The following is a 22,797-nucleotide window of genomic DNA, read 5'->3' as shown; positions in this document are numbered from 1 at the left end:
CGCCTTGGAGCTCAGGCGTTCGCACCGGCGCCCACCGGTTTGGTGAAGTACAACGCGACGCTCTTACCGATCAGCGGGTTGAGCAGCGACTCGGCCGTCCTGGTCAGCCACGGACGGCTCATCATGTCCCACACCAGCATCCGGTGGTACGCCTTTACCGCCAGGTGATCCGAATTCTCGGTTCCCACCGCGCATTTGAGCCACCAGTACGGGGAGTGCAGTGCGTGCGCATGATGCGTGTGCTCGAGCCGCAGGCCATGGGCGAGCACCTTGTCGCGCAGCCGGTCGGCGTGATAAATCCGCACGTGGCCGCCCTCGTTGGCGTGATATTCGTCGGACAACACCCAGCAGAGCTTCTCGGGCAGCCACCGCGGCACCGTGACGGCGAGGGTTCCGCCGGGCTTGAGCACCCGGACCAGCTCGGCGATCGCCTTCTCGTCCTCGGGCACGTGCTCGAGGATCTCCGAGGCGATCACGCAGTCGAAAGTGCCGTCGGCATAAGGCAGATCGAGCGCGTCACCCTTGACCGCCTCGGCCTTGGCCGTCACCGGCACCTCGCCCTGTTCGCGCATGGCGGTCAGGATCTCGTCGACGTCGTTGAGGTCGGCGGCGCTCTGGTCGAACGCGACCACGTCCGCGCCGCGCCGGAAGGCCTCGAAGCTGTGCCGGCCCGCGCCGCAGCCCACGTCGATCACCTTCGTGCCCGCGCCGACACCGAGCAGGTCGAAGTCGACCGTCAGCATGCGCCCACCCGTTCACGCGCCTTCTCGTAGACCGCAACCGTCTGCGCCGCAACCGATTGCCAGCTGAACACCTCCACCGCGCGCTTGCGGCCGTTCGCACCGAGGCGGGCCAGCTCACGCGGCGAGTCGAGCAGTTCGCCGAGCACCGCGGTCAATTCGTCGACGTCGGCGGGCTTGACCAGCCGGGCGCAGTCCCCGTCGGCGCCCACCACCTCGGGCAGGGCGCCGGCGCGGCTGGCCACGATGGGCGTGCCGCTGGCCATGGCCTCCACCGCAGGCAACGAGAAACCTTCGTAAAGCGAAGGGATGCAAGCCACTTCGGCCGAGGCCAACAGGTCGGCCAGTTCGCTGTCGGACAACCCGCTCGAGCTGTGCACGATATCGGAGATGCCGAGCTCGGCGATCAGCTTCTCGGTGGGACCGTTCGGTTCGAGCTTGGCGACCAGTTGCAGTTCGAGATCGCGTTCCACGCGCAGCCGGGCCACCGCGTGCAGCAGGTGCCGAACGCCCTTGAGCGGAACGTCGGCGCTGGCGATCGCGATGATGCGGTTGCGCACCCGCCGCTCGGCGGGCTTGAACATCGCGGTGTCCACCCCCAGCGGCACGACGTGCAGTTGGCTGGGCGCGACACCGAAGTCCTCGGCGATGTCGGCCGCCGAGGTCGACGACACGGTCAGCAGTTCGGGGATCTCTCGGGCGACTTCCTTCTGCATCTCGGCGAAGCCGTACCACCGTCGGACCAGCGGTTTGCGCCACCACTTGGCGGCGGCTACGTCGACCACCTTGTCGCGGGTGATCGGGTGATGCACGGTGGCGACCACCGGAAGGCCGAGCCCGGCGATCTTGCGCAGCCCGGTTCCCAGGCACTGGTTGTCGTGCACGACGTCGAACTCGTGGCGACGCTCGGCGAGCACCCGGGCGGCGCGCAGGCTGAAGGTGCGCGGTTCGGGGAAGCCCGCCGTCCAGGTGGTCAGCAGCTCGAGCAGATCGATCGACGTCTTGATCTCGTTGGGCCACGGGACCCGGAACGGGTCGGGTTCGCGGTAGAGGTCCAGGCTGGGCACCTCGGTCAGCCGGACGCGCGGATCGAGTTCCTCGGGATAGGGCTGACCCGAGAACACCTCGACCTCGTGGCCCAGATCCGCGAGGCCGCGGGACAGGTAGCGGACGTAGACGCCTTGCCCACCACAGTGGGTCTTGCTCCGGTACGACAGAAGGGCGATGCGCATGTTCAACTCAAGACGACGCGCAGAAGCGGCTGAATCCAGGGCCGGTGAGCTGGACAAATCGAGTCACGCAACAACTCCGAACCTTCTGGACATGTGTCCAGACTATAGTTTGACGTGCTAGCGGACGCAACGCGGCCGTGATGCCTTGACTATCACAGTGGCCGGGGGTGCTGCCCGTCGGCCTCTCGGTTCCCCGGTCCGGTGACCGGGTATCCGCCCGTCATGAGCAGACACATCGAGGCGACCTTCCAGATCGCCAGCTGGGATGAGACGCCGTTCGAGGACGGCGACGAGGCCACCAAGCTCACCGAGGCCCTGGTCACCAAACGCTACGAGGGCGACATCCAGGGCACGTCGACGACCAAGTGGCTGTTGGCCTACGCGCCGGACAAGAGCGCGTTGTTCGTCGGCATCGAGCACGTCACCGGGACCATCGCGGGCGCAACCGGCGGCCTGGTGTTGCTGCACGACGGCGCCTACCGGGACGGCGTGGCCAGTGGGGAGGTGCGGATCGCATCGGGCACCGGCGGGCTGGCCGAGGCGGCGGGCAGCGGGAAGTTCCGCGCCGACCCGGCCGGGGCGCTCACCCTCGACGTCGACGGTCTGGACATCGCGGTCACCTAGGAAATCACCCTCCTGATGACGGGCACCGGACACCGATTAGTGGAATGACTCCCCCGAGCGGCCCCTTAAGATTGGCTGCGTGCAATCGGCCCATCGGCGTGACGTGAGCGTTTGCCCTGCGCAATGGGCCAAACTGAGTTTGCTGCCGGTGTTCCAGCACACCGCCGACCAGTCCGGCCGCCGGGGAGGTGGGTAGCGCGTGCGGCGCTTTTTCGGACGCGTGAGCGTGCTGACCGCGGTGCTGCTGCTCACAGTGATCGCCGCCCCTCCGGCGACGGCGATCGAGCCGCCGACGATCGATCCCGCTGCGGTGCCGCCGGATGAGACCGGGCCCGATCAGCCGATGGAGCAGCGCCGGGTCTGTTCGGCGCCCACGGTGTTTCCCAATGCGAACTTCGCCGACCGTCCGTGGGCGAACGACTACCTGCGGTTGTCCGAGGCGCAGAAGTTCGCAACGGGCGCGGGCGTGACCGTCGCGGTGATCGACACCGGTGTCGTCGGCTCACCGCGGGTGCCCGCCGAACCGGGCGGAGACTTCGTCGACCAGGCCGGCAACGGTATGTCGGACTGCGACGCGCACGGCACGTTGACCGCGTCGATCATCGCCGGACGTCCCGCCCCGAACGACGGCTTCGTCGGCGTCGCGCCCGACGCCCGCATCCTGTCGCTGCGGCAGACCTCCGAGGCGTTCCAGACGGTGGGCACACGCCAGGACCCCAACGACCCGAACGCCACGCAGACCGCCGGATCGCTGCGCAGCCTCGCGCGCGCGGTGGTGCACGCAGCCAATCTCGGCGCTCAGGTCATCAACATCAGCGAGGCGGCCTGCTACAAGATCACCCGCCCTATCAACGAGACCAGCCTGGGTGCCGCGATCAACTACGCGGTCAACGTCAAGGGCGCCGTCATCATCGTCGCCGCAGGCAACACCGGCCAGGATTGCGCGCAGAACCCGCCCGCCGATCCCGCGGTGCCGACCGATCCGCGCGGTTGGAAGCAGGTGCAGACGATCGTCAGCCCGGCCTGGTATTCACCGCTGGTGCTGACGGTCGGCGGGATCGCCCAGAACGGCCAGCCGAGCACGTTCTCGATGTCGGGTCCGTGGTTGGGCGCCGCGGCGCCTGCCGAGAACCTCGTCGCGCTCGGCTACGACGGCAATCCGGTCAACGCGCTGCAGGGCCAGGACGGCCCGATCCCCATCAGCGGAACGTCGTTCGCCGCGGCCTATGTCTCCGGACTGGCGGCGCTGCTCAAGCAGCGCTTCCCCGCGCTCACGCCGGCCCAGATCATGAACCGGATCACCGCGACGGCGCGTCATCCGGGCGGTGGTGTCGACAACTATGTCGGTGCGGGGGCCGTCGACCCGGTCGCCGCGTTGACGTGGGACGTGCCCGCCGGCCCGGAGCGGGTGCAGTACCGCGTCAAGGAGGTGCCGCCCCCGGTGTTCACCCCGCCGCCGGACCGCGGGCCGATCACCGCCGTGGTCGTCGCCGGAGCGGGGCTCGCGGCCGCGCTCGGGCTCGGCGCGCTGGCCCGCCGCGCACTGAGGCGCCGATGACCAGGATTCTCGGCATGTTCGGCCTGCGTTTCACGACGGGCCACGCGATCTGGGCGGCGGCGTTGATCCCCGCGACCATCCTGGTGTTCGCCGAACTGAACTTGCTGTGGCTCGGGATCACGATCGCCGTGCTGATCGGGCTGGGCTCGGTGGTGACCATCCGCGGGTTGCGGATCACCGGTTGGGTGGCCGCGGTGTTCGCGTGGCGGCGCAGGCATCGCGACGTTCCGCAGCAGCCGTCGGAACCCGCGGTGGGCGCCACCGTGATGCCGGGCGATCACGTCGCCGTGCGCTGGCAGGACGAGCACCTGGTGGCGGCCGTCGAGCTGGTGCCGCGTCCGTTCACCCCGACGGTGATCGTCAACGGGGCCGCGTTCACCGACGACGTCGTCGACACCCGGCTCGTCGAACAACTCGTCGCCGCGCACTGCCCCGACCTCGAGGCCGACGTGGTGTCATCGGGGTATCGCGTGGGCAAAACCGCTCCCGCCACGCTGATTTCGCTTTACGAACAGGTCGTCGGGCCGTATCCGGCTCCTGCGAACCGGCGCACCTGGATCGTGTTGCGCGCCGATCCGGAGTCCACCCGTAAATCGTCGCAGCGCCGCGAGTCCGGGGTCGCCGGGCTGGCGCGATACCTGGTGGCTTCGGCGACACGGATCGCGGATCAGTTGGCGGGCAACGGAATCGACGCCCGCCCCGCGCGCAGTTTCGACGATCTCGACCGGGCCACCGAGATCAGTTACGAGCGCGAGACGTGGTCGGCGATCAAGGGCCGCAGCACGTTCACCGCGGCCTACACCGCGCCGGGCGGGCCGGACGTGTGGTGGTCGGCGCGCGCCGACCACACGATCACCAGGGTCCGCATCCGGCCAGGTGAGGCCCCCCGCTCAACAGTGCTGCTGACCACGTTGGCCAATCCGGCTACACCGCGCGGCTTTTCGTGTCTGTTCGGCGGGCAGCGGGCGGCCCTGCACGGCATCAGCCCGGTCGGCGACCGCCACTACGAACTGCCGATCGGCTCGGCGGGGGTGCTGGTCGGGGAGACCGCCGACCGCTACCCCGTCTACATGCCGTTCGACGACGTCGACGCGAGCATCAACCTCGGCGACTCCCGACTGTTCACCCAGTTCATCGTCCGGTCCGCCGCCGCCGGTGCCGTCGTCACCCTGACGCCGCAGTTCACCGAGTTCGCCGGATACGTCAACGCCAGGATCGGGCGCGAGGTGAAGGTGGCGTGGCCGCATGCGACCACGTACCTGAGCCCGCATCCGGGTATCGGCCGGGTTACGTTGCGCACCAACTACATCGAGACTCCCCGTCATCGTCAACTACCGATACGGCTGATCAATCCGCGCGAGGAGAGCCGCTATCAGATGGTCCTCGAGGGCTGACATGCGGGCGCAGGGGTAGCGATGGGCGAGATCCAGCGGGTCGAACCGGCGGAGCTCACCAAGCTGGCCGCAGAGATGCGCGGGACGCAGTGGCACAACCCCGTCGCCGAAGCGGTGGTGCCGCCGGATGCGCTGCCGTCCTCGGCGGCCGCGGTCGCCAATCTGAACGCGAATGCGCAGTCGCTGCTCGAGTTTCAGCGGTGGGCCGAGGCCGAGAATCAACGGATCGCCGAGATGCTGCAGATCGCCGCCGACGCCTACACCGAGGTCGACGAGACCTGTGGCCAAGCCATCGAGAACCCTTCTCGCCAGGCGGCAATCGAAGCGATCGCGGTGCCCGCCCCGGCGACACCACCGCCAGCACTTCCTCATCCGGTCGGCGCACCGCGGCCCCTCGATGCGGCCGGCTACAGCGACGTGCACAAGACGCAGGCCGACCTGGTCGCGGGGGACAACGGTGCGTCGCTGAAAATGGCCATGCTGCAGTGGGGCCTGGCCAGCACCCGGGTCGCCGACAACGCGCCGCGGCCGCCCAGCGGCGACTGGGAGGGCCGGGCCGCCGACGCCGCGTACGCCCGGATGGCCGAGTTCGGCGGTTGGCTTCAACAACTGGCCGAGGGGTGGCACGATCTCGCGGAGGCGGCCGCCAAAATCGTTGCCGCACACGACACCGCGAAGGCCGAGCATGCCGGCATCCACACCGAGTATGTGGCGCTGGAGACGCAGTTGCGCGAGCTCGCGGCGCGGACGACTGTGGGTAACTCCGTCGCGACCTCTCGTGAGATGGCGCAGATCCAGCAGCGGTTGGCTGAGCTGCAGCACCGGTCCGACGAGGTACGCCAGGACTATGCGGCCGACGCGACCTTCTCACCCGTCCGACCCGCGATGCCGTCCAGCCCGGACACCGCCGGCTCCGCCGTCGTCGGCGGTCCCGGCGGTACCGGCGCGCAGCCCGGCGGTGAGCTGCCGTCGTACGGGGCATCGCCGGAGGGGGCCGATGGCGCGACGCGCTCCGATGCCGCCCCGGCCGGAGGTGGTGCACCGTCGGGTGGTGGTGCACCGTCGGGCGGTGGCGCTCCCACCGGCGGTGGTGCTTCGTCGGGCGGTGGTGCGCCGTCGGCGGGCAGCGGTACCCCGGGTGGGGGTGCGGCGGTCGGCCGGACGTCGGCGACCGATCCGCGGGTACGCCCCGCCGCGCTCGGCGGTGCCGGAGCGGGCGGCGGGAGAGGCGGCAGTGGTGCTGGAGGCGGTGGGAGGCCGGCGACGCCGATGTCGGCACCGGTGACCGCGGAGACGGTCGCGCCCGCACCGACCGGGCCGGGCGCGGCGGGCGCCGCACCGGGATCCTCGACGGACGCCCGCGCGGGTACGGCGATGGCCGGCGGTATGGCGCCGATGGCGCACGGTGCGGGCGCCCAGCAGGGGAAGGAGAAGCGGCGCGATCCCCGGCTGGCTCCCGATGAAGATCTCTACACCGAGGACCGGCCGTGGACCGAGGCGGTGGTCGGCAACCGCAGGCGCAGGGCGGACCGCGAGAGTCGAGACGGCACGTGACCGAGGAGATGCATCCCGACGTCGCCGCCGTGCTGCAGCAGGCGCGGCAGTTGCAGTCGCTCATGGACGATCAGCTGCACCGGATGAACTCGCAAACCTTCACGGGCACAGATGAATCCGAGACGGTGCGGGTGACGCTGGACGGTCATCACAACGTGACGGGCGTGGTCATCGAGGACGGCCTGCTGGGTCTGGGAGTCGAGGAGGTCCAGAAGCGGCTCAACGAGGCGCTGAGCGAGGCGACGGCCGCGGCCGGCGCGTCGCTGGATGCCGACCGGGACCGCATCGACGCCGCCGTCGCCGACATCACCGATCAAAACCGCTAGCGCACACCCTCTTTGGCGTACACCACGCGGAGCACGTGGGCCACCTCCGGACCCATCACCGTGTCGGCGAGCTCACAGAAGGTGGCCACGAATCCCGGCCCGTGCGGCGGCGCCACCTCACACAGGTGGTGTGCGATCTCGTGCAGCACCACCAATTCGCGCAGCGCCCAACGGGTCTGGACCTCGGGCACCGCGATGACCGCACCGCCGTCGTCGTCGACCTCGTAGTGGGCGGCGCCGGCTCCGCGCCTGGGCCGCACACCCAGCGGAGCCACCCGTGGCCACCGTCCCCGCACGGCGGGCAGCGCCAGCACGTTGTCGACGTATCGCTGCACCGACTCCACCGAGGCGAACCGCGCCTCGGGCGGCAGCGTCAACGAAGTCCCGAAGAAGTCGATGACACGGTTGCCGTGCTCGGCGGCCCTGTCGAACAACGTCCGGACGAACTCCTCGGCGGCGTACACCTTCGCCCGTTGAGTGTCGCGCGGCGTCACGTCTCCCCGGAGGGGCGGCGCCAGTTGCCAGGCAACGCCGAACGGGCACTCGCGAGTTCGGGGCTGGGCCCCAGCCTGGCCTTGCGGCCCGCGCGGTCACCCGCGCGGCGGGCGGCCGAGGAGTAGCCGGCCGTCGCGCTGGTCGCCCGCCACGTCCCCCGGGCCTCCGACGTCTCACGGTAGAAGTCGCGCAGCTCGAGGTCCTTGTCGCGCAACGCGATCGCGGTGCCCGGCTGGCTGTCGCGGCTGTTGGTGGCCTCGCGGCGTGCCTCCTCACGCGCCTCGACCAGCCGCTGGCCGATGCGGGCGCCGAACGCCAACTGGAAGTTGATCCGCGCCGTGATGGTGGGCGTGGGGCGGTGAGCGCCCGATTCGATGTAGGCCTGCGAGGCCCTGACCATCTGCGTGACCAGGCTGGCGTAGAGCGCATGGCTGGCATCGATGTCCTCGGGAAAGCCGTAGGCGTAGACGAACGTCGAGTTCGACGCGACGTCGCATTTGACGTCGTTGGCGTGTGCGATCACGGTGAACAACTGCACATACGTGCGCAGCCCTCGGCTGCCGGCGTTGCCGATCGTGATCGTGCGCTGCACCGGCATCTGCGCCTTGGTGCGCTGATCGGAGTGCGACCGGGCGACGGCCAGATCGATGGAGGTGGCCGTGGCCAACCGCTGCGCCGCGGCCATGAACGCATCCGCCTCATGCGGGTTGTCGGTGCCCTCGGCCTGCCGGAGTAGGGCGGCGATGCGGGCCAGCATCTTGTCGTCGCTCATGGCGCCAGGTTAGGTCTGCTCGGCGACGAAGCGGTCTAGGGCTTCGACAACCTGTGGAGAAAGCGGGTCTTGGGAGGCGTAGTTGGCGACGTTGTCGCTCGGGTCGTCGCGCAGCACGTGGTTGACACCCTCGAGTTCGACGACCGTCAGCGCGGTGTGCCGCAGTGCGTCGGCCAGGGGCCTGATCGAGTCGCACGACGCCTGCGCGTCGGAGTCCGAACAGGTCAGCAGGACCTTCGTGCCTGCGGGCACCTCGGCCGCCAACCTCAGCGGGTCGATCTTGTCGGCTTCGACGACGGCGTTGACATTGCCCGGGTTCAGCATCGCGCCGAGGCCCTCGGGCAGGTTCGCGGGCACCGTCCCCGTGGTACGGACCTGCTCGACGGCCGCCAGCCACGCGGACAGCGCCTCGGGAGCGGCGTTGGCGCGCACCCGGTTGGTGATGATGTCGAGATAGCGTCCGGGCAGGGGCTGAAGAAGGCCCAGCGCGTGGATCTTCGGGGCCTCGGCGTCGGTGTCGCCGGCCAGTGTCAGCGCGTGGATGGTGCCTTCGCCCACCGCGTAGACGGAGATGCGGGAGTCGTCGGTGCTCGGCTGGTCGGCCAGGTAGCGCACCGCGGCTTTCGCGCCCGTGGTGTACACCGAGCTGACCACCTCGGTGGGGCGTTGGGCGTAGGGGCCGAGGCCGGTCTGGCCGGTGCCCACCTTGTCGTACCGCAGGCTGGCCACGTCGCGGTCCGACAGCAGTTCGGCCAGTTGTCGCATGTTGCCGACCGGCCCGGCGACCTGGTTGTCGCCGTTGCGGTCGGTGGCACCGCTCTCGGAGATCAGCAGCGCGGCGGGCCCCGCCGCCTCGCCGGTCTCGTGCCGATAAGTGCCGTGGACGGTCAACCCGTCGGCGGTGAAGGTGACGTTCTCGTCGACCCATTGCACATCGCCCGACGTCGAACATGCCGACAGCACGACAATCAGTGAAACCGCCCCGGCGACAACCGCTTTCAAAGCTTGGCCTCGATCCACGAGGTGACGTCGTCGAGCACGAGGTCACGCTCGGGCTCGTTGAACACCTCGTGGTAGAGCCCGGGATAGACCTTCAGGTGCGCGTCGGTCGATGCGACACACGACAACAGGTGGCGGCTGCCGGCGACGGGGATCAGCTTGTCCTGCTCACCGTGTACCACCAGCAGCGGCGCGGATAGCGCGGACGCTCGTTGCGGCATCGTCTCGCCGACCTTGATCAGCGCCTTGGCGACCCCGGCGGGGAGCTTGCCGTGGTGCACCATCGGGTCGGCCATGTAGGCGGCCACCACGTCGGGGTCCCGCGACACCGCTTCGGTGGGCAGTTGCTCGACGGGCAGCCCGGGCAGGAGGCCGCCGAGGACCTTGGCGACCGTGATCATCACCGGCGACACCCCGTCCTGGGCGTAGATGGCCGGCCCCGACAGCACCATCGCGGTGTAGTCGTCGGGGTGCTCGACGCCGTAGGTGAAGACGACGCCGCCGCCCATGCTGTGGCCGAGGACGATGCGCGGCAGCCGGGGATGCTCGTCGGCGGCGATCCTCACCAGGGTTCCGAAGTCGCCGGTGTACTCGCCGATGTTGCGCAGACGAACCCGTTTGCCACCGGAGCGGCCGTGGCCGCGCAGGTCGAGCGCGTAGGTGAGCAGGCCGGCGTCGCCGAACCGCTGCGCGACGTGGTCGTACCGGCGGGCGTGCTCGGCGTATCCGTGGCACAGCACGACCGCGCCGCGCGGATCCCCCTCGGGAGTCCAGACGTCGTAGACGATGCGCACACCGCCGATACCGTCGAAGCTGTGTTCGCTGCGGTTCGTGGCCACGCAGGGAGACTATCCGGTGTCGGACCCACTGATTAAGCTCGGCGGCGTGACGGTCCTGGCCCACGATGTGGACGACAGCAGCGCCGAGGATGCCTTCCTGGCCGATGCCCAGCGGTATCGCCGTGAACTGCTCGCACACTGCTACCGGATGACCGGTTCCCTGCACGACGCCGAGGATCTGGTGCAGGAAACCTATCTGCGGGCGTGGAAGTCGTACAAAGGCTTCGAAGGCAAATCGTCGGTGCGCACGTGGCTGTACCGGATCGCCACCAACACCTGCCTGACGGCGCTGGAGAGCAGGCAGCGCAGGCCGCTGCCGACGGGTCTCGGAGCCCCGAGTTCGGATCCGCTCGACGACATCGTCGCGCGGGAGGAGGTGCCGTGGCTCGAACCGCTGCCCGATCAAGCGGTTGACCCGGCTGACCCCTCGGTCATCGTGGGCTCTCGCGAATCGGTTCGGCTGGCGTTCGTCGCGGCACTTCAGCACCTTTCACCGCGGCAGCGCGCCGTTCTGGTGATGCGCGACGTGCTGCAGTGGAAAGCCTCGGAGGTCGCCGATGCGGTCGGCGCGTCGACGGCGGCGGTGAACAGCCTGTTGCAACGGGCGCGCGCGCAGCTGGACGCCATCGGCCCGAGTGAGGACGACGAACTGCGCCCACCGGAGTCCCCGGAGGCCCAGGACCTGCTGACGCGCTACATCGCCGCGTTCGAGAGCTACGACATCGACAAGCTGGTCGAGTTGTTCACCGCGGATGCCGTGTGGGAGATGCCGCCGTTCGACGGCTGGTACCAGGGCCCGGAGAACATCGTGACTCTGTCGAAGACGCACTGCCCGGCCGAGGGTCCCGGCGATATGCGGTTCATCCCGACCACGGCCAACGGCCAGCCCGCCGCGGCGTTGTACATGCTCAACCGGGAGACCGGGCTGCACGAGGCTTTCCAGCTGCACGTGCTCGACGTGACTGAGAGCGGCATCGCCCATGTCGTGGCATTCCACGCCACGACCTTCGCCCCGTACGGGCTGGCCGACACCGTCTGATCTACGGTTTGCGGCCCAGCGCGAATTCGTCGATGCTCAGGCCCGCCTTGGCCGCTTCGGCCCGCTCGTATGCGATGTCGTGTCGGTAGCCGAGCACGACGCTGGTGATCAACGCGATCGAGATGACGCCCTCGGCGATGAAGAACGCCGCGAAGTCGATGAGTGAGCCGATCGGCGGGCCGCCGGGCACGGCGTTGCGAAGTGGGATCAGTGCGAACAGGATCGCGGCCATCATCGAGCAGGCCGGCAGCACAAGGCCTCTGCGCCACCGCAGCGCGTAATAGGAGGCCGTGACGGCCGCCGCGGCCAGCCCGAGCATGAGGACCATCACGAATATGGCGAACACCATCGTCGGGGTGCTGCGGTGCAGGAAGAGATCCGCGTCGACGCTGTCGCCCTCGACGTCCGGGTCGGGTGCCAGCCCGACGCGGAAGAACGAGTCGTTGTTGAACACGGTGAGCGTCGTGGGCAGCGCGGTGTCGTCGTCGGCCGCGATGTTGAGTCCGAGGAAGGCGCTGTAGCGATCGAAGGGGTAGTCGGTCGGAATCCCCACCATCCCGAACTTCTGCTCGATGACGGGCACGCTCTCTCCACTCGGCAGGTTGACCGTGGGGTTGGTGAAGGAGTTGCTCAGCAGCTTGGTGTCCATGCGCAGATGACCGTCCGCATCGGCGTACTTCCCGTTGGCCTCGATGTCGGTGATCGTCGCCGCCACGGTCGTCGTTTCGGTGTCGACCCGATTCACCCACACGGTGAGGTCGATCCGGTCGGGCTTGTCGAAGTCGCCGAGCTGCAGACCGTCCTCGGCCCAGTGCCTGCTGGATGCATACAGCGCGAGGTTGCCCGCCATCAGCAGCACCAACGCCACAGCGAAGACGGCAATCGCTCGCACAGCGCGCCATCGCGGCGAAGGTGTGCTCATCGCGGGCAGCGTATTACGACGGGGACGCCCGAGATGCGCTCGACGCGCGTGTTGCCCGGCGACAGCTGTCCCGGTGACGGGCCGAAGCCCCCATCTGCGCAGTTCACGATGGAGTTGGCACCTGTTCTGGAACGTGTTCTATAGTCAGCGGCCATGAAGACCAAGGGCGCGCTGCTGTGGGAACTGAACTCGCCGTTCCGCATCGACGAGATCGAGATCGGTGACCCTGTCGCCGACGAGGTTCAGATCCGCCTGCACGCCGCGGGCATGTGTCATTCGGACTATCACCTAACCACCGGCGCCACCCCGATCGGCCTGCCCGCGCTCGGCGGGCACGAGGGCGCCGGCGTCATCACCAAGGTCGGTAAGAACGTGACCGGGTTCGAGGAGGGCGACCACGTCATCCTGGCGTTCATCCCGGCGTGCGGCGAATGCGCACCATGCCTCAAGGGCTACCGCTCGCTGTGCGACCGGGGCGCGGTACTGCTCGGGGGCAAGGCGATCGCCGACGGCACGTCCCGCGTGCATGCCGGCAGCACCGAGGTTTCGCCGATGAACCTGCTCGGCACGTTCGCGCCCTACATGACCGTGCACAAGGATTCCGTCGTCAAGATCGACAAGGACATTCCGTTCGAGTCGGCGGCCCTGCTGGGTTGCGCGGTGCCGACGGGCTTCGGGTCGGCCACCAACGTCGCCGAGGTGAAGCCCGGCGAGACCGTCGTGATCGTCGGAGTCGGCGGCATCGGCATGAGCGCACTGCAGGGCGCGGTGATCGCCGGCGCCCGCAACGTCGTCGCAATCGACCCGAACGAGTGGAAGCGCGAACAGGCGATCAAGTTCGGCGCCACGCACGTCTACCCCTCGATGGCCGAGGCGATCGCGCCCGTCATCGACCTCACCCACGGCGTCATGGCCGACAAGACGATCATCGCCGTCGGGGACATGAAAGGCGAGTACATCGAAGAGGCCCTGACGCTGACCACCAAGACCGGCACCTGCGTCGTGACGGGCATGGGCTCGATGATGGACGTCGACGTCAAACTCAACCTGTTCCTGTTCACGATGTTGCAGAAGACGTTGAAGGGCAACATCTTCGGCGGCGGCAGCTCGCACATCGAGACCCCGAAGCTGGTCGGCCTGTACAAGTCGGGCCTGCTGAACATCGACGACATGGTCACCAGGACCTACCGCCTCGAGGACATCAACTCCGGCTATGCGGACATGCTCGACGGCAGAAACATCCGCGGCGTCGTCACCTACGACGAGGCGGACTGGTAACCAGGCGGTCCAGCACCGCCGCCAGCACCTCGTCGAACGCCCGCATCTGTTGTGGTGTCAACCCCTCGAACACCGTGCTGCGTACGAGTTCTGCGTGTCCGGGTGCGGCCCGCTCGAGCGCGGTGAGCCCACCGTCGGTGATCGAGACGCTGGCGCCGCGCCGGTCGTCGTCGCTGCCATGCCGCTCGAGCAGTGCGCGCCCGCGCATCCGTCGCAGCTGGTGTGAGAGCCTGCTCTGCTCCCACCCGAGCACCTCGGCCAGGTCGTTCATGCGCTGCGGTCCGCGTTCGTTGAGCGCGACGAGGACCTCGTAATCCGCCAGCGACAGTTCACAGTCGCGTTGCAGTTGCCGGTGCATGGCGGTCTGCAATCGGCTCGTGACCGTCAGGTACTTCCGCCAGACCTCTTGTTCGCGCCTCGTCAGCCACACGGAATACATGACACATCATTCATGTTGTCGCGTCCAGTAGCCCCACCTAGGCTGGGCGCCGAGCGAGAGGTAAGCCATGACCGCCCCCACCGTCGACATCCGCCGCGCGGACGACCGCGCGAAGACCACGATCTCCTGGCTGGACTCCAAGCATTCGTTCTCCTTCGGCAGCCACTACGAGCCGGAGAACACCCATCACGGCCTGCTACTCGTCAACAACGACGACATCGTGAAACCGGGTGCCGGATTCGACACCCATCCGCACCGGGACATGGAGATCGTCACCTGGGTGTTGCGCGGATCGCTGGTGCACCAGGACTCCACCGGACACTCCGGCGTGATCTATCCCGGCCTGGCACAACGGATGTCGGCCGGCCGCGGCATCCTGCACTCGGAGAAGAACGACTCGTGGACCCTGACGGGCGCCGAAACCCATAGCGAGCCGGTGCATTTCGTCCAGATGTGGGTCGTGCCCGACGAAGCGGGGATCGACCCCGGCTACCAGCAACTCGAAATCGATGACGAACTGCTGCGTGGCGGCCTGATCACGATCGCCAGCGGTATGCCCGAGCACCGCGACCAGACCGCGATCTTCATCCGCAACTCCTATGCCGCCCTGCACGGCGCGCGTATGCGGGCCGGCGACAGCGTCGAACTGCCGCACGCCCCGTATCTGCACCTGTTCGTGCCCCGCGGCGAGGTCACGCTCGAGGGCGCGGGCGCCTTGGGTGAGGGCGACGCCGTTCGCTTCACGGGTACCGGTGGCCAGCGGGTCACGGCCACCACGTCCGCCGAGATCCTGGTCTGGGAGATGCATGCGAGTCTGGCTGCGGCGTAACGCGATTGCCTGCATTGCCAGCGCGATGGTGGCGACGGGCTGCGCGTCGGATCCCGGGAGCGCGCCGGCGCCGGACCCATCCCCGAGTGAACCCCCGGCCACCGCGGAAGCGACACAGGGCTTGGCCCCGGTGACCGTCGCCGTCGACCCGGCCCTGGCGCAGGCGCCGTTCGACGAGCCACGCCAGGCGCTTGTCCCCGCCGGGTGGTCGATGTCGGTGTGGGCGCGCGTCCCGAAGGCGAGGCTGGCCGCGTGGGCGCCCGACGGCGCGCTGCTGGTGTCGCAGCCGAGCACGGGCGAGGTGCTGCGGCTGGCGCCCACCGATGCGCGACCTCGCCAGTCGAGGATGCTCGCCGGACTCGACCAGCCGCACGGGCTGGCATTCGCGGGCGACACGCTCTACGTCGCCGAAAGCGACCAGGTCGATGCCTACACCTACGCCGAAGGCACGGCGACCGATCCGCGCACGATCGCTCCGAACCTGCCCGACGCGCAGAGTGCGGACCTGCAGGGCGCATACGCCCACGCGCTCAAATCCGTCGCGATCGGCCCCGACGGCAGCGTCTACTTCTCGATCGGCTCGACCGGCAACATCACGGCCGCCGATCGCGACGCCGATCCACCGCGCGCCACCATCATGCGGGTCCCGCCCGGAGGCGGCCCCGCCGAACCGTTCGCGACCGGCGTGCGCAACGGGACCGGCCTGGCGGTCGCGCCGGACGGGGCGGTGTGGACCGCGGTCAACAACCGCGACAACGTCGCCGATCCGCAGACCGGGGAGGTCCGCCAGGAATACGTCAGCCTGCATCCGCCCGAATCGGTGGCGCGGTTGACGCCTGGCCGCGAACTGGGCTGGCCCTTCTGCAATCCCGACGGCGGGCCGGCGCGCCTGCCGTTGATCCGCGACGTGCAGACCAACGCCGACGGCAGCCGCCTCGACTGTGCGGCCCTGCCGCCCATCGAGCAGAGCCTCGGCGCGCACGCCGCCCCGCTGGGGATGAGCTTCACCGACGGCGCGTTACCGGCCCCGTATTCCAGCGGCGCCCTCGTCGGGGTGCACGGGTCGTGGAACCGGGAGCCGCCGTACGCGCCCGAGGTGGCATTCTTCGGCTGGAACAACGGAGAACTCGCCGACAAGCAGACGCTGGTCGGCGGGTTCCAGTCCGAAGAGGGCTCGCGATGGGGCCGTCCGGTCGCCGCGGTGGTCGGGCCCGACGGCGCGGTGTACGTCACCGACGATTACGCCGACGCGGTCTACCGGTTGGCCCCTCCGGGGCGTTAGCGGACCGCGGTGCCGCGGGTGGTCCCCGAGCGCCGGCCGGTGATGCCGACGTAGATCGCGATCAACACGATCGCCACGATGATGCCCACGAGGAACGGGATGACCTCCCAGCCGCCATTGGAATTGGAGTATCCGAGCTGGTAGGTCAGCCAGGACCCGATGAATGAGCCGAGGGCGCCCAGAACGATCGTCATGATCACGCCGATGTTCTGCTTGCCCGGCATGATGAGCCGCGCGAGCGCGCCCACGATCAGACCGACGACCAGTGCGCTGAGGATGGTTCCGATCATTTCTGCTCCCTGTCTGTTGTCTGTCGCTGCCGGGTTACCCGTTAACCCCGTTTTCACGCGCCACGAAGGATGAGACGCGATCGTGATGCCGCTGTGACGCAAGTAGACGGTGTTCACGGTGAGATTGATGATGTCACCGTTTCATCGTCGAAGTTGGGAGACTCACGTGTCGGCACGATCAGCAAACATCCGGCGTTTCGCGGCATCGGCCGCGGCGCTGTTGATGTGCGCGGCGTTGTCGACGACCGGGGGTGCGCCCGCCGCGAACGCGGCCGGCGCCCGGGAGATGCTCGCCAACGCCATCGCCAACACCCGAGGGTCCTACCTCGTCTACAACTTCGGCGGTGGCCATCCCGCTCCGATGCTCAACGCGGGCGGCGGCTGGTACGAGACCACCAGCGGCGGGCGTCTGATGATCATCAAGGCGGCGTCCACGCGGCTCGCGCCGCGTCTGCTCGTCGACTCACATAGGGGCTATCAAGCGCGTTGTGAACGCGATCCGCGCGCCCGCACCGGGGAGGGGTTGGTGCAGGCGTCGGAGATCTTCACTCCACTGCAGGCCTGGCAGGCGCTCGGGCAGCCGACTATCGCGATCAACGCCAACTTCTTCGATGTACGCGGCCAGCGAGGCGGTTCGTGGAAGTCGACCGGATGCAGTTCACCGTTGGGCGCCTACGTCGACAACACCCGCGGCCAGGGCAGAGCGAACGTCGCGGTGACCGGCACCGTGCCCTATGCGGGTAAGCAGGGGTTGTCCGGCGGCAACGAACACTGGAAAGCGTTGTCCACCATGATTATTCCGGTGGGCGGAGCGCCGTACGTGGTGCCGCCTGCCGGCCCCGACGATTACGACGCCGCGTCACCGGTGGTGCAGCGCCTGGTGGACGAGGGTGTGCGGTTCGTCGCGGTCGCCGGTATCGGCCTGCTCGCGCCCGGCGACACGGGTCAGCTCAACGACGGCGGGCCGAGCGCGGCGCGCACCGCACTGGCTTACGCCAAGGACAAGGACGAGATGTACGTCTTCCAGGGCGGGAGCTACACCCCTGACCAGATCCAGGACCTGTTCCGCGGGTTGGGTAGTGACACCGCGATCCTGCTCGACGGGGGCGGTTCGTCGTCGATCGTGCTGCGTCGCGACACCGGCGGCATGTGGACCGGCGCGGGCGTGCCCCGCGGATCGTGTGACACCCGGCAGGTGCTGTGCGATTCGCGCGAACGCGGATTGCCGAGCTGGCTCGCGTTCAACTAGGCCGCGGCGCTGGCGGACCCTTCGCCGGACGTTCCGCTGCCGGCGTCGCCGGCGCCGGTGGTGCCGGCGGCCGGGGAGTCGTTGTCCGGTTTGGCATGTCGCGGTGACGATCCTTGTATCGCCCGGACCGGCTCGCCGTTGTCGGGCTTGGCGTGCTTGGGGCCGGACTTGGCGCCGGTGTTGGGGCTGAACTTGTTGCCCGGCTTGTAGCCCGTCTTCGACGTGTCAGCGTCCTTGTCGGCGCCGGTCTTGGTTTCTCCGGTCTTGGTTTCTCCGGTCTTGGTTTCTCCGGTCCTGGTCTCGGTCGTCTTGCTCTCGGCGGTCTTGGTCTCGGTGGTCTCGGTGCCGCCGGTCTTGGTGTCACCGGGCTTCGTCCCGGCGGACTCCGCCTGGTTCTCCGTGGCGTCGCCGTCCTCGTCGGCCTTCACGTCCTCGACCGTCGTCTTTTCCGTGACGATCGTCTGCTCCACAGGCGTCTGAGCGACGGTTTGGTTCGCCAGTTCGTTCTCGACGATGTCGTCTGCGGGCTCGCCTGCGACGACTTCCGCGACGACGCCGTCGCTGATCTCGTCGGTGGGCACCTGCTCGCCCTCCGACTCGTCGGTGACGAGGCTGAGCATCCGCGCACCGGAATCGGGCAGGTCCGTCGGCGACGGAAGTTCGCTCTCCTCCTGCGCGGCATCCGGCACGACATCCTCGATGGCCTGCTCCACGGCATCATCGACAAGGTTCGTCAACACACTGGTAGGCGTTGTGCCCCACAGGGATCCGCCGGTGAGGAACCGGAGCAGACTGGTCAGGACGTTCGGTGTGCCGATGGTCGGGTTGCCGCTGAAGAACTCCTTGAAGATGCCCTGGACCAACTGGGTGAAGATGACGCCCGGCACCTGGGCCCAGTCGACGCTCGGGAACGACATGAACGGCGTCGGGTCGCCGGCCTCGGTGAGCGTGCGCTCGTACCCACCCGTCTCAGGGTTGTAGTAGACGTCGGTGTAGCCGAGGTTCACCAGGCTGGTCAGCGCCGGGGCCAGTGCGTTGGCCACCATGCTGAACGGGTTGTAACGCGCGATCGCTCCGAGCGTGACGACGTTGAGCACGTCCGCGGCCAGATACAGCGGCTCGAGCAGCGGCAGGGTCGCCGAGCGCAGCGTGAGATAGAGGTTGACCGCGAGCGGATCGCCGCTTGCGATGCGGTCTGCGAGGTCGTCGAGCTGCGCCAGCTGCTCGGGGTCGAGTGTGACGCCGCGAAGCATGTAGGTCGGGAGCAGCCCCGCAAAAAGGTTGTTGGCCAACGAGAACGGGTTCGGCCATGCGGCGAAGTCGCTCAGCATGTCGTACTGTACCGTCGCGTCGATCTTGATGGGAATGAGGTTCGCGCCGCCGACGGAGAGTCCGGTGCCGGGCACCGGCAGACCCCCGCTGTAGGAGGCTTCGGTTTCTGGGGTGACCGTCTTGATGCCCGCAAGCCCGAAGAGGGGATAGAAGCGGGCGAACATTCCGCCGTTGGCTCGTCCGGGATTGCGCAGCAGGATCATCGGGAGAATCGTGATGCTGCCCAGGAGCGGATGCTCGTCGGCGTTCTCTCCGCCCGGTTGGTTCACCAGATCGGCGACGATTCGCTCGTAGGCCGCCCCGGCGGAGAAGGCGCCGAGGCCCATGCTCAGGACCACGGGGACCCGGACCTCGACGGCGTCTATGTCGGGGATGGGCGGCAGCAGGTCCCGCAGCAGGTCCGGAATGGGCAGCTTGTCGAGCACCGAACTCAGGCTGACTTCCGCGTCGAGGTACGGGGTCTTGTTGACCTCTTCGGCGATGGCGTTGGGTAGGCCCGGCACCCAGCCGAGGTCGACGCCCAGCAGTTTGAGCACCGTGAACACCGGGCCCGCGGTGATCACGTTGACCGGGCCGGGCAGGTTCGACAGGTTGAACGGATCGCTGAGGTCGAGGCCGAGCAGACCCAGCAGGCCATTGAGCGTTCCTGGGAGCGAGTCGGCCAACAGTTCGCTGAGCTGTTCTTCGACGCCGGGGGTGAGAATTCCGAGGGGGTCGATGAGCGCACCGGCAACACCGAGTACATCGATCGGGATCGCGCCGATCACGTCTTTGAGCAAACCTGGCGGGATCTCCCCCAACACCCCGCCGAGCAGATTGTTGAGCACCGATTCGGGATCGGCGCCGGCCGCCTGCGCGAGCACGGCCAGGTTGAAGTTCTCGACCACCAGCCGGATCAGCACCTCGGCGGCCACCTGACCGAGGTCGTACACCGCCGGGCCGAGGCCGAACGTGAGGTCAGGGATCTCATCCGGCCCGGGCCACTGATTCACCGCCGCGGCCAGGTTGACGTCGGTATCTACCACCGTTTTCGAGCCGTCATCCGGATCGGGCAGGGGTGCGGCACCGATGGTGAGCGCGGTGGCCGTCGCGGTGGCGGCACCTATCGCGGTGATCTTCTTGGAGCTCCGGCTGCGCCTGCGATGCTTGCCGTGTCTGCCAGCCACTGATCCGGTCCTTTCGAACGAAACAGCTATTTACGTGACCGTAACAGGCAGGCTCTCACGCTGGAACGATTTGAGCAAATCCCTTTGCTTGGTAAATAAGTACACTTATTACAGCCGGAGCCTAAAGGCAGCGGAGTAGGCGTTCAACCGGTGAGGACGCTGCGCGCCGCCGCCGATGTTTGCCGTGCATATCCACCACCGAACAGCACGACGTGCGCCAACAGCGGATAGAGCTGATGCAGTCCGACCCGGCCGCGCCATCCCCTGCGCAACGCCCGCACCGATTGGTAGCCCTCGATCACCTCGTCGAAGTAGGGACAGCCGAACAGGGCAAGCATCGCCAGATCGGTCTCGCGGTGACCGCCGTGGGCGGCGGGGTCGATCAGCACCACACCGTCCGGTGTCCACATCACGTTGCCGCTCCACAGATCGCCGTGCAGGCGGACTGGTGAATCGTCGTCGTCGAAATCGCCGGCTTCGCACATGGCCGTCACCGCGTGGACGGCCGCGCTGCACTGCGCGTCCAGTCGGTCGGCCGCGGCGCGTGCCATCGGGGCCAGCCTCTCGCGTGCATAGAACGCGCCCCAGCGCCCGTGTCCGGTCAACGACATGGGCAGCGGGTCGTGCATCGGTCCGAAGAACCCGGGCCCTTCCCATCCGTCCGGCGGGGCTCCGAAAGCGGCGGCTCCCGCGTCGTGGGTGCGTGCGAGTCGGCACCCGAACTGCCGCGCCGCGGATCGGCTGGGGCCACTGCTGCGCAGCCGTTCCAGGGTGAGGCTGGTGTCGTCGTATCCGAGCACCGCGGCGCACGGCACTCCGCCGTCGGCGGCCGAAAGCCATTGCAGCCCAGCGGCTTCGCATGCAAAGAAACCCGCTGGCGCAGAGGTATTGTGCTTGACGAAATCCACGGGTCAGGGTTGACCGGACACCCGGCGCAACACGGCGTCGCGCACGCGGGTCGGCAATTTCGGAATCACGGCGACCTGCAATTTGGGCCCCAGACCCACCACATAACGCGCTCGCGGGCGGCGCGCGGTGAGCGCCTCCTCGACCACGGCGGAGACCTTCGCGGTCGGAACGGCCATTCGCTGGGCCACCGGCACCATCTTCTTCATGCCCGCGATGTGCTCGGCGTACAGCGCACGGTGCTCCGGGGAAAGGGCGGCCTCGGCTTCTTCCACCATGGTGTCGGCGGTACGCCACATGTCGGTGTCGGTCTGTGCCGGCTCGACGATGACAACCGGTATCCGCCACGGCCGCAACTCCATCCGCAACGCATCGGCCGCTGCTTCGAGCGCGAACTTGCTCGCGGCGTACGCTCCGACCAACGGCATCGAGAGCCTGCCGTTGACGCTGGAGATGAACGCGATCCGGCCACGGGACTCCCGCAGCCGCGGGAGTACCGCGCGAGTGACAGCCAGCTGACCGATCACGTTGATCTCCAACTGCTTTCGCCATTCATCGGAGGTCACCGTCTCCATCGGGCCGCTGACCACCACACCGGCGTTGTTGACCACCGCGTCCAGTTGCGGAGGCAGGACGTCGGCCAGGGCGGCGATGTGGCCGGCGTCGGTGACGTCGAGGAGTACCGGCGAGATCCGGTGCGGATTCGGCGCGGTGACAGCTTCGGCATCCGACTCCGTGCGGACACCGGCGAACACCTGCCATCCACGCGCAGCCAGGTGCTCGGCGATCGCCCTGCCGATTCCCCGTGACGCACCGGTGACCAATACCGAAGGCATACGGCAAGACTAGCCTCGGCCCCGCCTGTCCCCGACCCAGAACAGGACTCCGCTGAGCGCCACCAGTGCCGCGGCAAGCCCGATGATCGGCGCGACCGTGAAACGGGTCATCGTGGCGCCCACGACCGCCCCGGCGCACATCGTCAGAACCACGCTGTAGCGCAACTTCTCCCGTTCACCGGTGCCACCGGCCAAGCGGCTGTCGAAACCGATCCGCACGATGGTCGTCGTCAACACCGTCGTCGACAACTCCTGGATGCCGAACTGCTGGGCGCTGGAGTTCTGGACGCCGAACGCCGCGGCGAGGCCGGCGATGAGGAGCAGTTTCGTGTTGTCCTCATAGTCGAGCACGCCGATCCCGGCGAGCACCGACAGGACCGCGAGCAGCGCGACCTCGAACGTCATCGTGATCGCCAGCCACCGTCGGACATCGGTGCCCAGGTGTCGGGTGAGCCGGCCGCTGACCACCGCGCCCGCGACGAAGCCGGCGAACGCGACCAGTGCGGCGGTGACGTCCACTCCGGAATGCGGCACCAGCCAGAATCCCAGGAAGATCACGTTGCCGGTCATGTTCGCCACGAACACGTGGCCGAGCTTCAGCACGCTGACCGCGTCGACCAGGCCGGTCGCGAATGTCAGCAACAGCAGACAGGCGATCGTCAACCGTTGTGAGACAGGGGATTCGACCGCCACGCG

23 protein-coding genes are annotated in these 22,797 nt (G+C 68.4%); 10 read left to right on the top strand and 13 right to left on the bottom strand.

The features are described 5' to 3' along the window. Nucleotides 1–11 precede the first annotated feature (11 nt). A complete protein-coding gene (locus AU072_RS06830; RefSeq protein ID WP_064413073.1) occupies nucleotides 12–743 on the bottom strand; it encodes a class I SAM-dependent methyltransferase in 732 nt (243 codons plus the stop codon). Continuing rightward, on the bottom strand, nucleotides 737–1,972 hold the full coding sequence (locus tag AU072_RS06825; RefSeq protein ID WP_064413072.1) for an MMP alpha-(1->4)-mannosyltransferase: 1,236 nt from the start codon (nucleotides 1,970–1,972) through the stop codon (nucleotides 737–739). The genes AU072_RS06830 and AU072_RS06825 overlap by 7 nt, the downstream gene beginning before the upstream one ends. 222 nt (nucleotides 1,973–2,194) lie before the next feature. On the opposite strand from AU072_RS06825, the gene AU072_RS06820 reads away from it, so the two are divergent. From AU072_RS06820 to AU072_RS06800, 5 genes are all read left to right on the top strand, one after another. After that, complete coding sequence (locus AU072_RS06820) at nucleotides 2,195–2,596, top strand: DUF3224 domain-containing protein (RefSeq protein WP_064413121.1); 402 nt, start codon at nucleotides 2,195–2,197, stop codon at nucleotides 2,594–2,596. A gap of 199 nt (nucleotides 2,597–2,795) precedes the next feature. Continuing rightward, nucleotides 2,796–4,154, top strand: a complete 1,359-nt coding sequence (gene mycP, locus AU072_RS06815; protein ID WP_064413071.1) for a type VII secretion-associated serine protease mycosin — start codon at nucleotides 2,796–2,798, stop codon at nucleotides 4,152–4,154. Next, nucleotides 4,151–5,548 (top strand): type VII secretion protein EccE, encoded by a 1,398-nt coding sequence (gene eccE, locus AU072_RS06810; protein ID WP_064413070.1) that lies wholly within the window; start codon nucleotides 4,151–4,153, stop codon nucleotides 5,546–5,548. The genes mycP and eccE overlap by 4 nt, the downstream gene beginning before the upstream one ends. 21 nt (nucleotides 5,549–5,569) lie before the next feature. Further along, nucleotides 5,570–7,102: a PPE domain-containing protein gene (locus AU072_RS28760; protein WP_064413069.1), complete on the top strand. Its 1,533-nt coding sequence runs from the start codon at nucleotides 5,570–5,572 to the stop codon at nucleotides 7,100–7,102. After that, nucleotides 7,099–7,428: a YbaB/EbfC family nucleoid-associated protein gene (locus AU072_RS06800; protein WP_120270965.1), complete on the top strand. Its 330-nt coding sequence runs from the start codon at nucleotides 7,099–7,101 to the stop codon at nucleotides 7,426–7,428. Before AU072_RS28760 ends, AU072_RS06800 begins: the two co-directional genes overlap by 4 nt. On the opposite strand, the gene AU072_RS06795 is transcribed toward AU072_RS06800, so the two are convergent. The 4 genes from AU072_RS06795 to AU072_RS06780 are packed head-to-tail and all read right to left on the bottom strand — an operon-like array spanning nucleotide 7,425 to nucleotide 10,533. Next, entirely contained in the window at nucleotides 7,425–7,922 is a 498-nt protein-coding gene (locus AU072_RS06795; protein ID WP_064413068.1) for a TIGR04338 family metallohydrolase, read from the bottom strand. The two genes, AU072_RS06800 and AU072_RS06795, sit on opposite strands and share 4 nt — an antisense overlap. Continuing rightward, nucleotides 7,919–8,695 carry a DUF2786 domain-containing protein gene (locus tag AU072_RS06790; RefSeq protein WP_064413067.1) on the bottom strand — a complete coding sequence of 259 codons (777 nt, stop codon included), beginning with the start codon at nucleotides 8,693–8,695 and terminating at the stop codon, nucleotides 7,919–7,921. The genes AU072_RS06795 and AU072_RS06790 overlap by 4 nt, the downstream gene beginning before the upstream one ends. A 9-nt stretch (nucleotides 8,696–8,704) precedes the next feature. After that, nucleotides 8,705–9,658, bottom strand: a complete 954-nt coding sequence (locus AU072_RS06785) for an alpha/beta hydrolase (protein ID WP_407937589.1) — start codon at nucleotides 9,656–9,658, stop codon at nucleotides 8,705–8,707. A 35-nt stretch (nucleotides 9,659–9,693) separates the two neighbouring features. Then, on the bottom strand, nucleotides 9,694–10,533 hold the full coding sequence (locus AU072_RS06780; protein ID WP_064413065.1) for an alpha/beta hydrolase: 840 nt from the start codon (nucleotides 10,531–10,533) through the stop codon (nucleotides 9,694–9,696). 16 nt (nucleotides 10,534–10,549) lie between these two features. Here AU072_RS06780 and AU072_RS06775 point away from each other — a divergent pair, with 16 nt between their 5' ends. Further along, complete coding sequence (locus AU072_RS06775; protein ID WP_064413119.1) at nucleotides 10,550–11,572, top strand: sigma-70 family RNA polymerase sigma factor; 1,023 nt, start codon at nucleotides 10,550–10,552, stop codon at nucleotides 11,570–11,572. A gap of 1 nt (nucleotide 11,573) precedes the next feature. Here AU072_RS06775 and AU072_RS06770 read toward each other — a convergent pair whose 3' ends face one another. Then, nucleotides 11,574–12,494 carry a DUF8686 domain-containing protein gene (locus tag AU072_RS06770; RefSeq protein ID WP_064413064.1) on the bottom strand — a complete coding sequence of 307 codons (921 nt, stop codon included), beginning with the start codon at nucleotides 12,492–12,494 and terminating at the stop codon, nucleotides 11,574–11,576. A 153-nt stretch (nucleotides 12,495–12,647) separates the two neighbouring features. On the opposite strand from AU072_RS06770, the gene AU072_RS06765 reads away from it, so the two are divergent. Further along, a complete protein-coding gene (locus AU072_RS06765; protein WP_064413063.1) occupies nucleotides 12,648–13,772 on the top strand; it encodes an NDMA-dependent alcohol dehydrogenase in 1,125 nt (374 codons plus the stop codon). Here AU072_RS06765 and AU072_RS06760 read toward each other — a convergent pair. After that, a complete protein-coding gene (locus tag AU072_RS06760; RefSeq protein ID WP_064413062.1) occupies nucleotides 13,747–14,211 on the bottom strand; it encodes a MarR family winged helix-turn-helix transcriptional regulator in 465 nt (154 codons plus the stop codon). The genes AU072_RS06765 and AU072_RS06760 overlap by 26 nt on opposite strands. 67 nt (nucleotides 14,212–14,278) lie before the next feature. On the opposite strand from AU072_RS06760, the gene AU072_RS06755 reads away from it, so the two are divergent. Beyond that, nucleotides 14,279–15,040 (top strand): pirin family protein, encoded by a 762-nt coding sequence (locus AU072_RS06755; RefSeq protein ID WP_064413061.1) that lies wholly within the window; start codon nucleotides 14,279–14,281, stop codon nucleotides 15,038–15,040. Next, the gene (locus AU072_RS06750; protein WP_064413060.1) at nucleotides 15,018–16,322 is read left to right on the top strand and encodes a PQQ-dependent sugar dehydrogenase; all 1,305 of its coding nucleotides are present in this window, start codon (nucleotides 15,018–15,020) and stop codon (nucleotides 16,320–16,322) included. The genes AU072_RS06755 and AU072_RS06750 overlap by 23 nt, the downstream gene beginning before the upstream one ends. Here AU072_RS06750 and AU072_RS06745 read toward each other — a convergent pair. Continuing rightward, on the bottom strand, nucleotides 16,319–16,612 hold the full coding sequence (locus tag AU072_RS06745) for a GlsB/YeaQ/YmgE family stress response membrane protein (RefSeq protein ID WP_064413059.1): 294 nt from the start codon (nucleotides 16,610–16,612) through the stop codon (nucleotides 16,319–16,321). The genes AU072_RS06750 and AU072_RS06745 overlap by 4 nt on opposite strands. Nucleotides 16,613–16,835: 223 nt before the next feature. Between AU072_RS06745 and AU072_RS06740 the strand changes: the two genes are divergently transcribed. Continuing rightward, on the top strand, nucleotides 16,836–17,861 hold the full coding sequence (locus AU072_RS06740; RefSeq protein WP_235629965.1) for a phosphodiester glycosidase family protein: 1,026 nt from the start codon (nucleotides 16,836–16,838) through the stop codon (nucleotides 17,859–17,861). Here the strand turns inward: AU072_RS06740 and AU072_RS06735 are convergent. The 4 genes from AU072_RS06735 to AU072_RS06720 form a co-directional block, all read right to left on the bottom strand. Continuing rightward, the gene (locus tag AU072_RS06735) at nucleotides 17,858–20,359 is read right to left on the bottom strand and encodes an alpha/beta hydrolase family protein (protein ID WP_064413057.1); all 2,502 of its coding nucleotides are present in this window, start codon (nucleotides 20,357–20,359) and stop codon (nucleotides 17,858–17,860) included. The two genes, AU072_RS06740 and AU072_RS06735, sit on opposite strands and share 4 nt — an antisense overlap. A gap of 143 nt (nucleotides 20,360–20,502) precedes the next feature. Next, nucleotides 20,503–21,267, bottom strand: coding sequence for a fructosamine kinase family protein (locus AU072_RS06730; protein ID WP_064413056.1), 765 nt, complete (start codon nucleotides 21,265–21,267; stop codon nucleotides 20,503–20,505). 3 nt (nucleotides 21,268–21,270) lie between these two features. Beyond that, complete coding sequence (locus AU072_RS06725) at nucleotides 21,271–22,101, bottom strand: SDR family NAD(P)-dependent oxidoreductase (RefSeq protein WP_064413055.1); 831 nt, start codon at nucleotides 22,099–22,101, stop codon at nucleotides 21,271–21,273. Nucleotides 22,102–22,110: 9 nt separating this feature from the next. Beyond that, on the bottom strand, nucleotides 22,111–22,794 hold the full coding sequence (locus AU072_RS06720; RefSeq protein WP_064413054.1) for a YoaK family protein: 684 nt from the start codon (nucleotides 22,792–22,794) through the stop codon (nucleotides 22,111–22,113). Nucleotides 22,795–22,797 lie beyond the last annotated feature (3 nt).

Origin of the sequence: Mycolicibacterium novocastrense, from assembly GCF_001499835.1 — a bacterium.
In the GTDB taxonomy this organism is placed as follows: Bacteria; Actinomycetota; Actinomycetes; order Mycobacteriales; family Mycobacteriaceae; genus Mycobacterium; species Mycobacterium novocastrense.
The sequence above is the reverse complement of the archived record's forward strand: the minus strand, read 5'-3'. Positions and strand labels throughout refer to the sequence as shown.

What these genes read in the sequence shown, in the direction of transcription:
- AU072_RS06765 (WP_064413063.1), top strand. Translation starts at nt 12,648, where the DNA reads ATGAAGACCAAGGGCGCGCTGCTGTGGGAACTGAACTCGCCGTTCCGC.
- AU072_RS06770 (WP_064413064.1), bottom strand. Translation starts at nt 12,494, where the DNA reads ATGAGCACACCTTCGCCGCGATGGCGCGCTGTGCGAGCGATTGCCGTC.
- AU072_RS06830 (WP_064413073.1), bottom strand. Translation starts at nt 743, where the DNA reads ATGCTGACGGTCGACTTCGACCTGCTCGGTGTCGGCGCGGGCACGAAG.
- AU072_RS06760 (WP_064413062.1), bottom strand. Translation starts at nt 14,211, where the DNA reads ATGTATTCCGTGTGGCTGACGAGGCGCGAACAAGAGGTCTGGCGGAAG.
- AU072_RS06825 (WP_064413072.1), bottom strand. Translation starts at nt 1,972, where the DNA reads ATGCGCATCGCCCTTCTGTCGTACCGGAGCAAGACCCACTGTGGTGGG.
- AU072_RS06725 (WP_064413055.1), bottom strand. Translation starts at nt 22,101, where the DNA reads ATGCCTTCGGTATTGGTCACCGGTGCGTCACGGGGAATCGGCAGGGCG.
- AU072_RS06740 (WP_235629965.1), top strand. Translation starts at nt 16,836, where the DNA reads ATGTGCGCGGCGTTGTCGACGACCGGGGGTGCGCCCGCCGCGAACGCG.
- AU072_RS28760 (WP_064413069.1), top strand. Translation starts at nt 5,570, where the DNA reads ATGGGCGAGATCCAGCGGGTCGAACCGGCGGAGCTCACCAAGCTGGCC.
- AU072_RS06790 (WP_064413067.1), bottom strand. Translation starts at nt 8,695, where the DNA reads ATGAGCGACGACAAGATGCTGGCCCGCATCGCCGCCCTACTCCGGCAG.
- eccE (WP_064413070.1), top strand. Translation starts at nt 4,151, where the DNA reads ATGACCAGGATTCTCGGCATGTTCGGCCTGCGTTTCACGACGGGCCAC.
- AU072_RS06750 (WP_064413060.1), top strand. Translation starts at nt 15,018, where the DNA reads ATGCGAGTCTGGCTGCGGCGTAACGCGATTGCCTGCATTGCCAGCGCG.
- AU072_RS06755 (WP_064413061.1), top strand. Translation starts at nt 14,279, where the DNA reads ATGACCGCCCCCACCGTCGACATCCGCCGCGCGGACGACCGCGCGAAG.
- AU072_RS06745 (WP_064413059.1), bottom strand. Translation starts at nt 16,612, where the DNA reads ATGATCGGAACCATCCTCAGCGCACTGGTCGTCGGTCTGATCGTGGGC.
- AU072_RS06820 (WP_064413121.1), top strand. Translation starts at nt 2,195, where the DNA reads ATGAGCAGACACATCGAGGCGACCTTCCAGATCGCCAGCTGGGATGAG.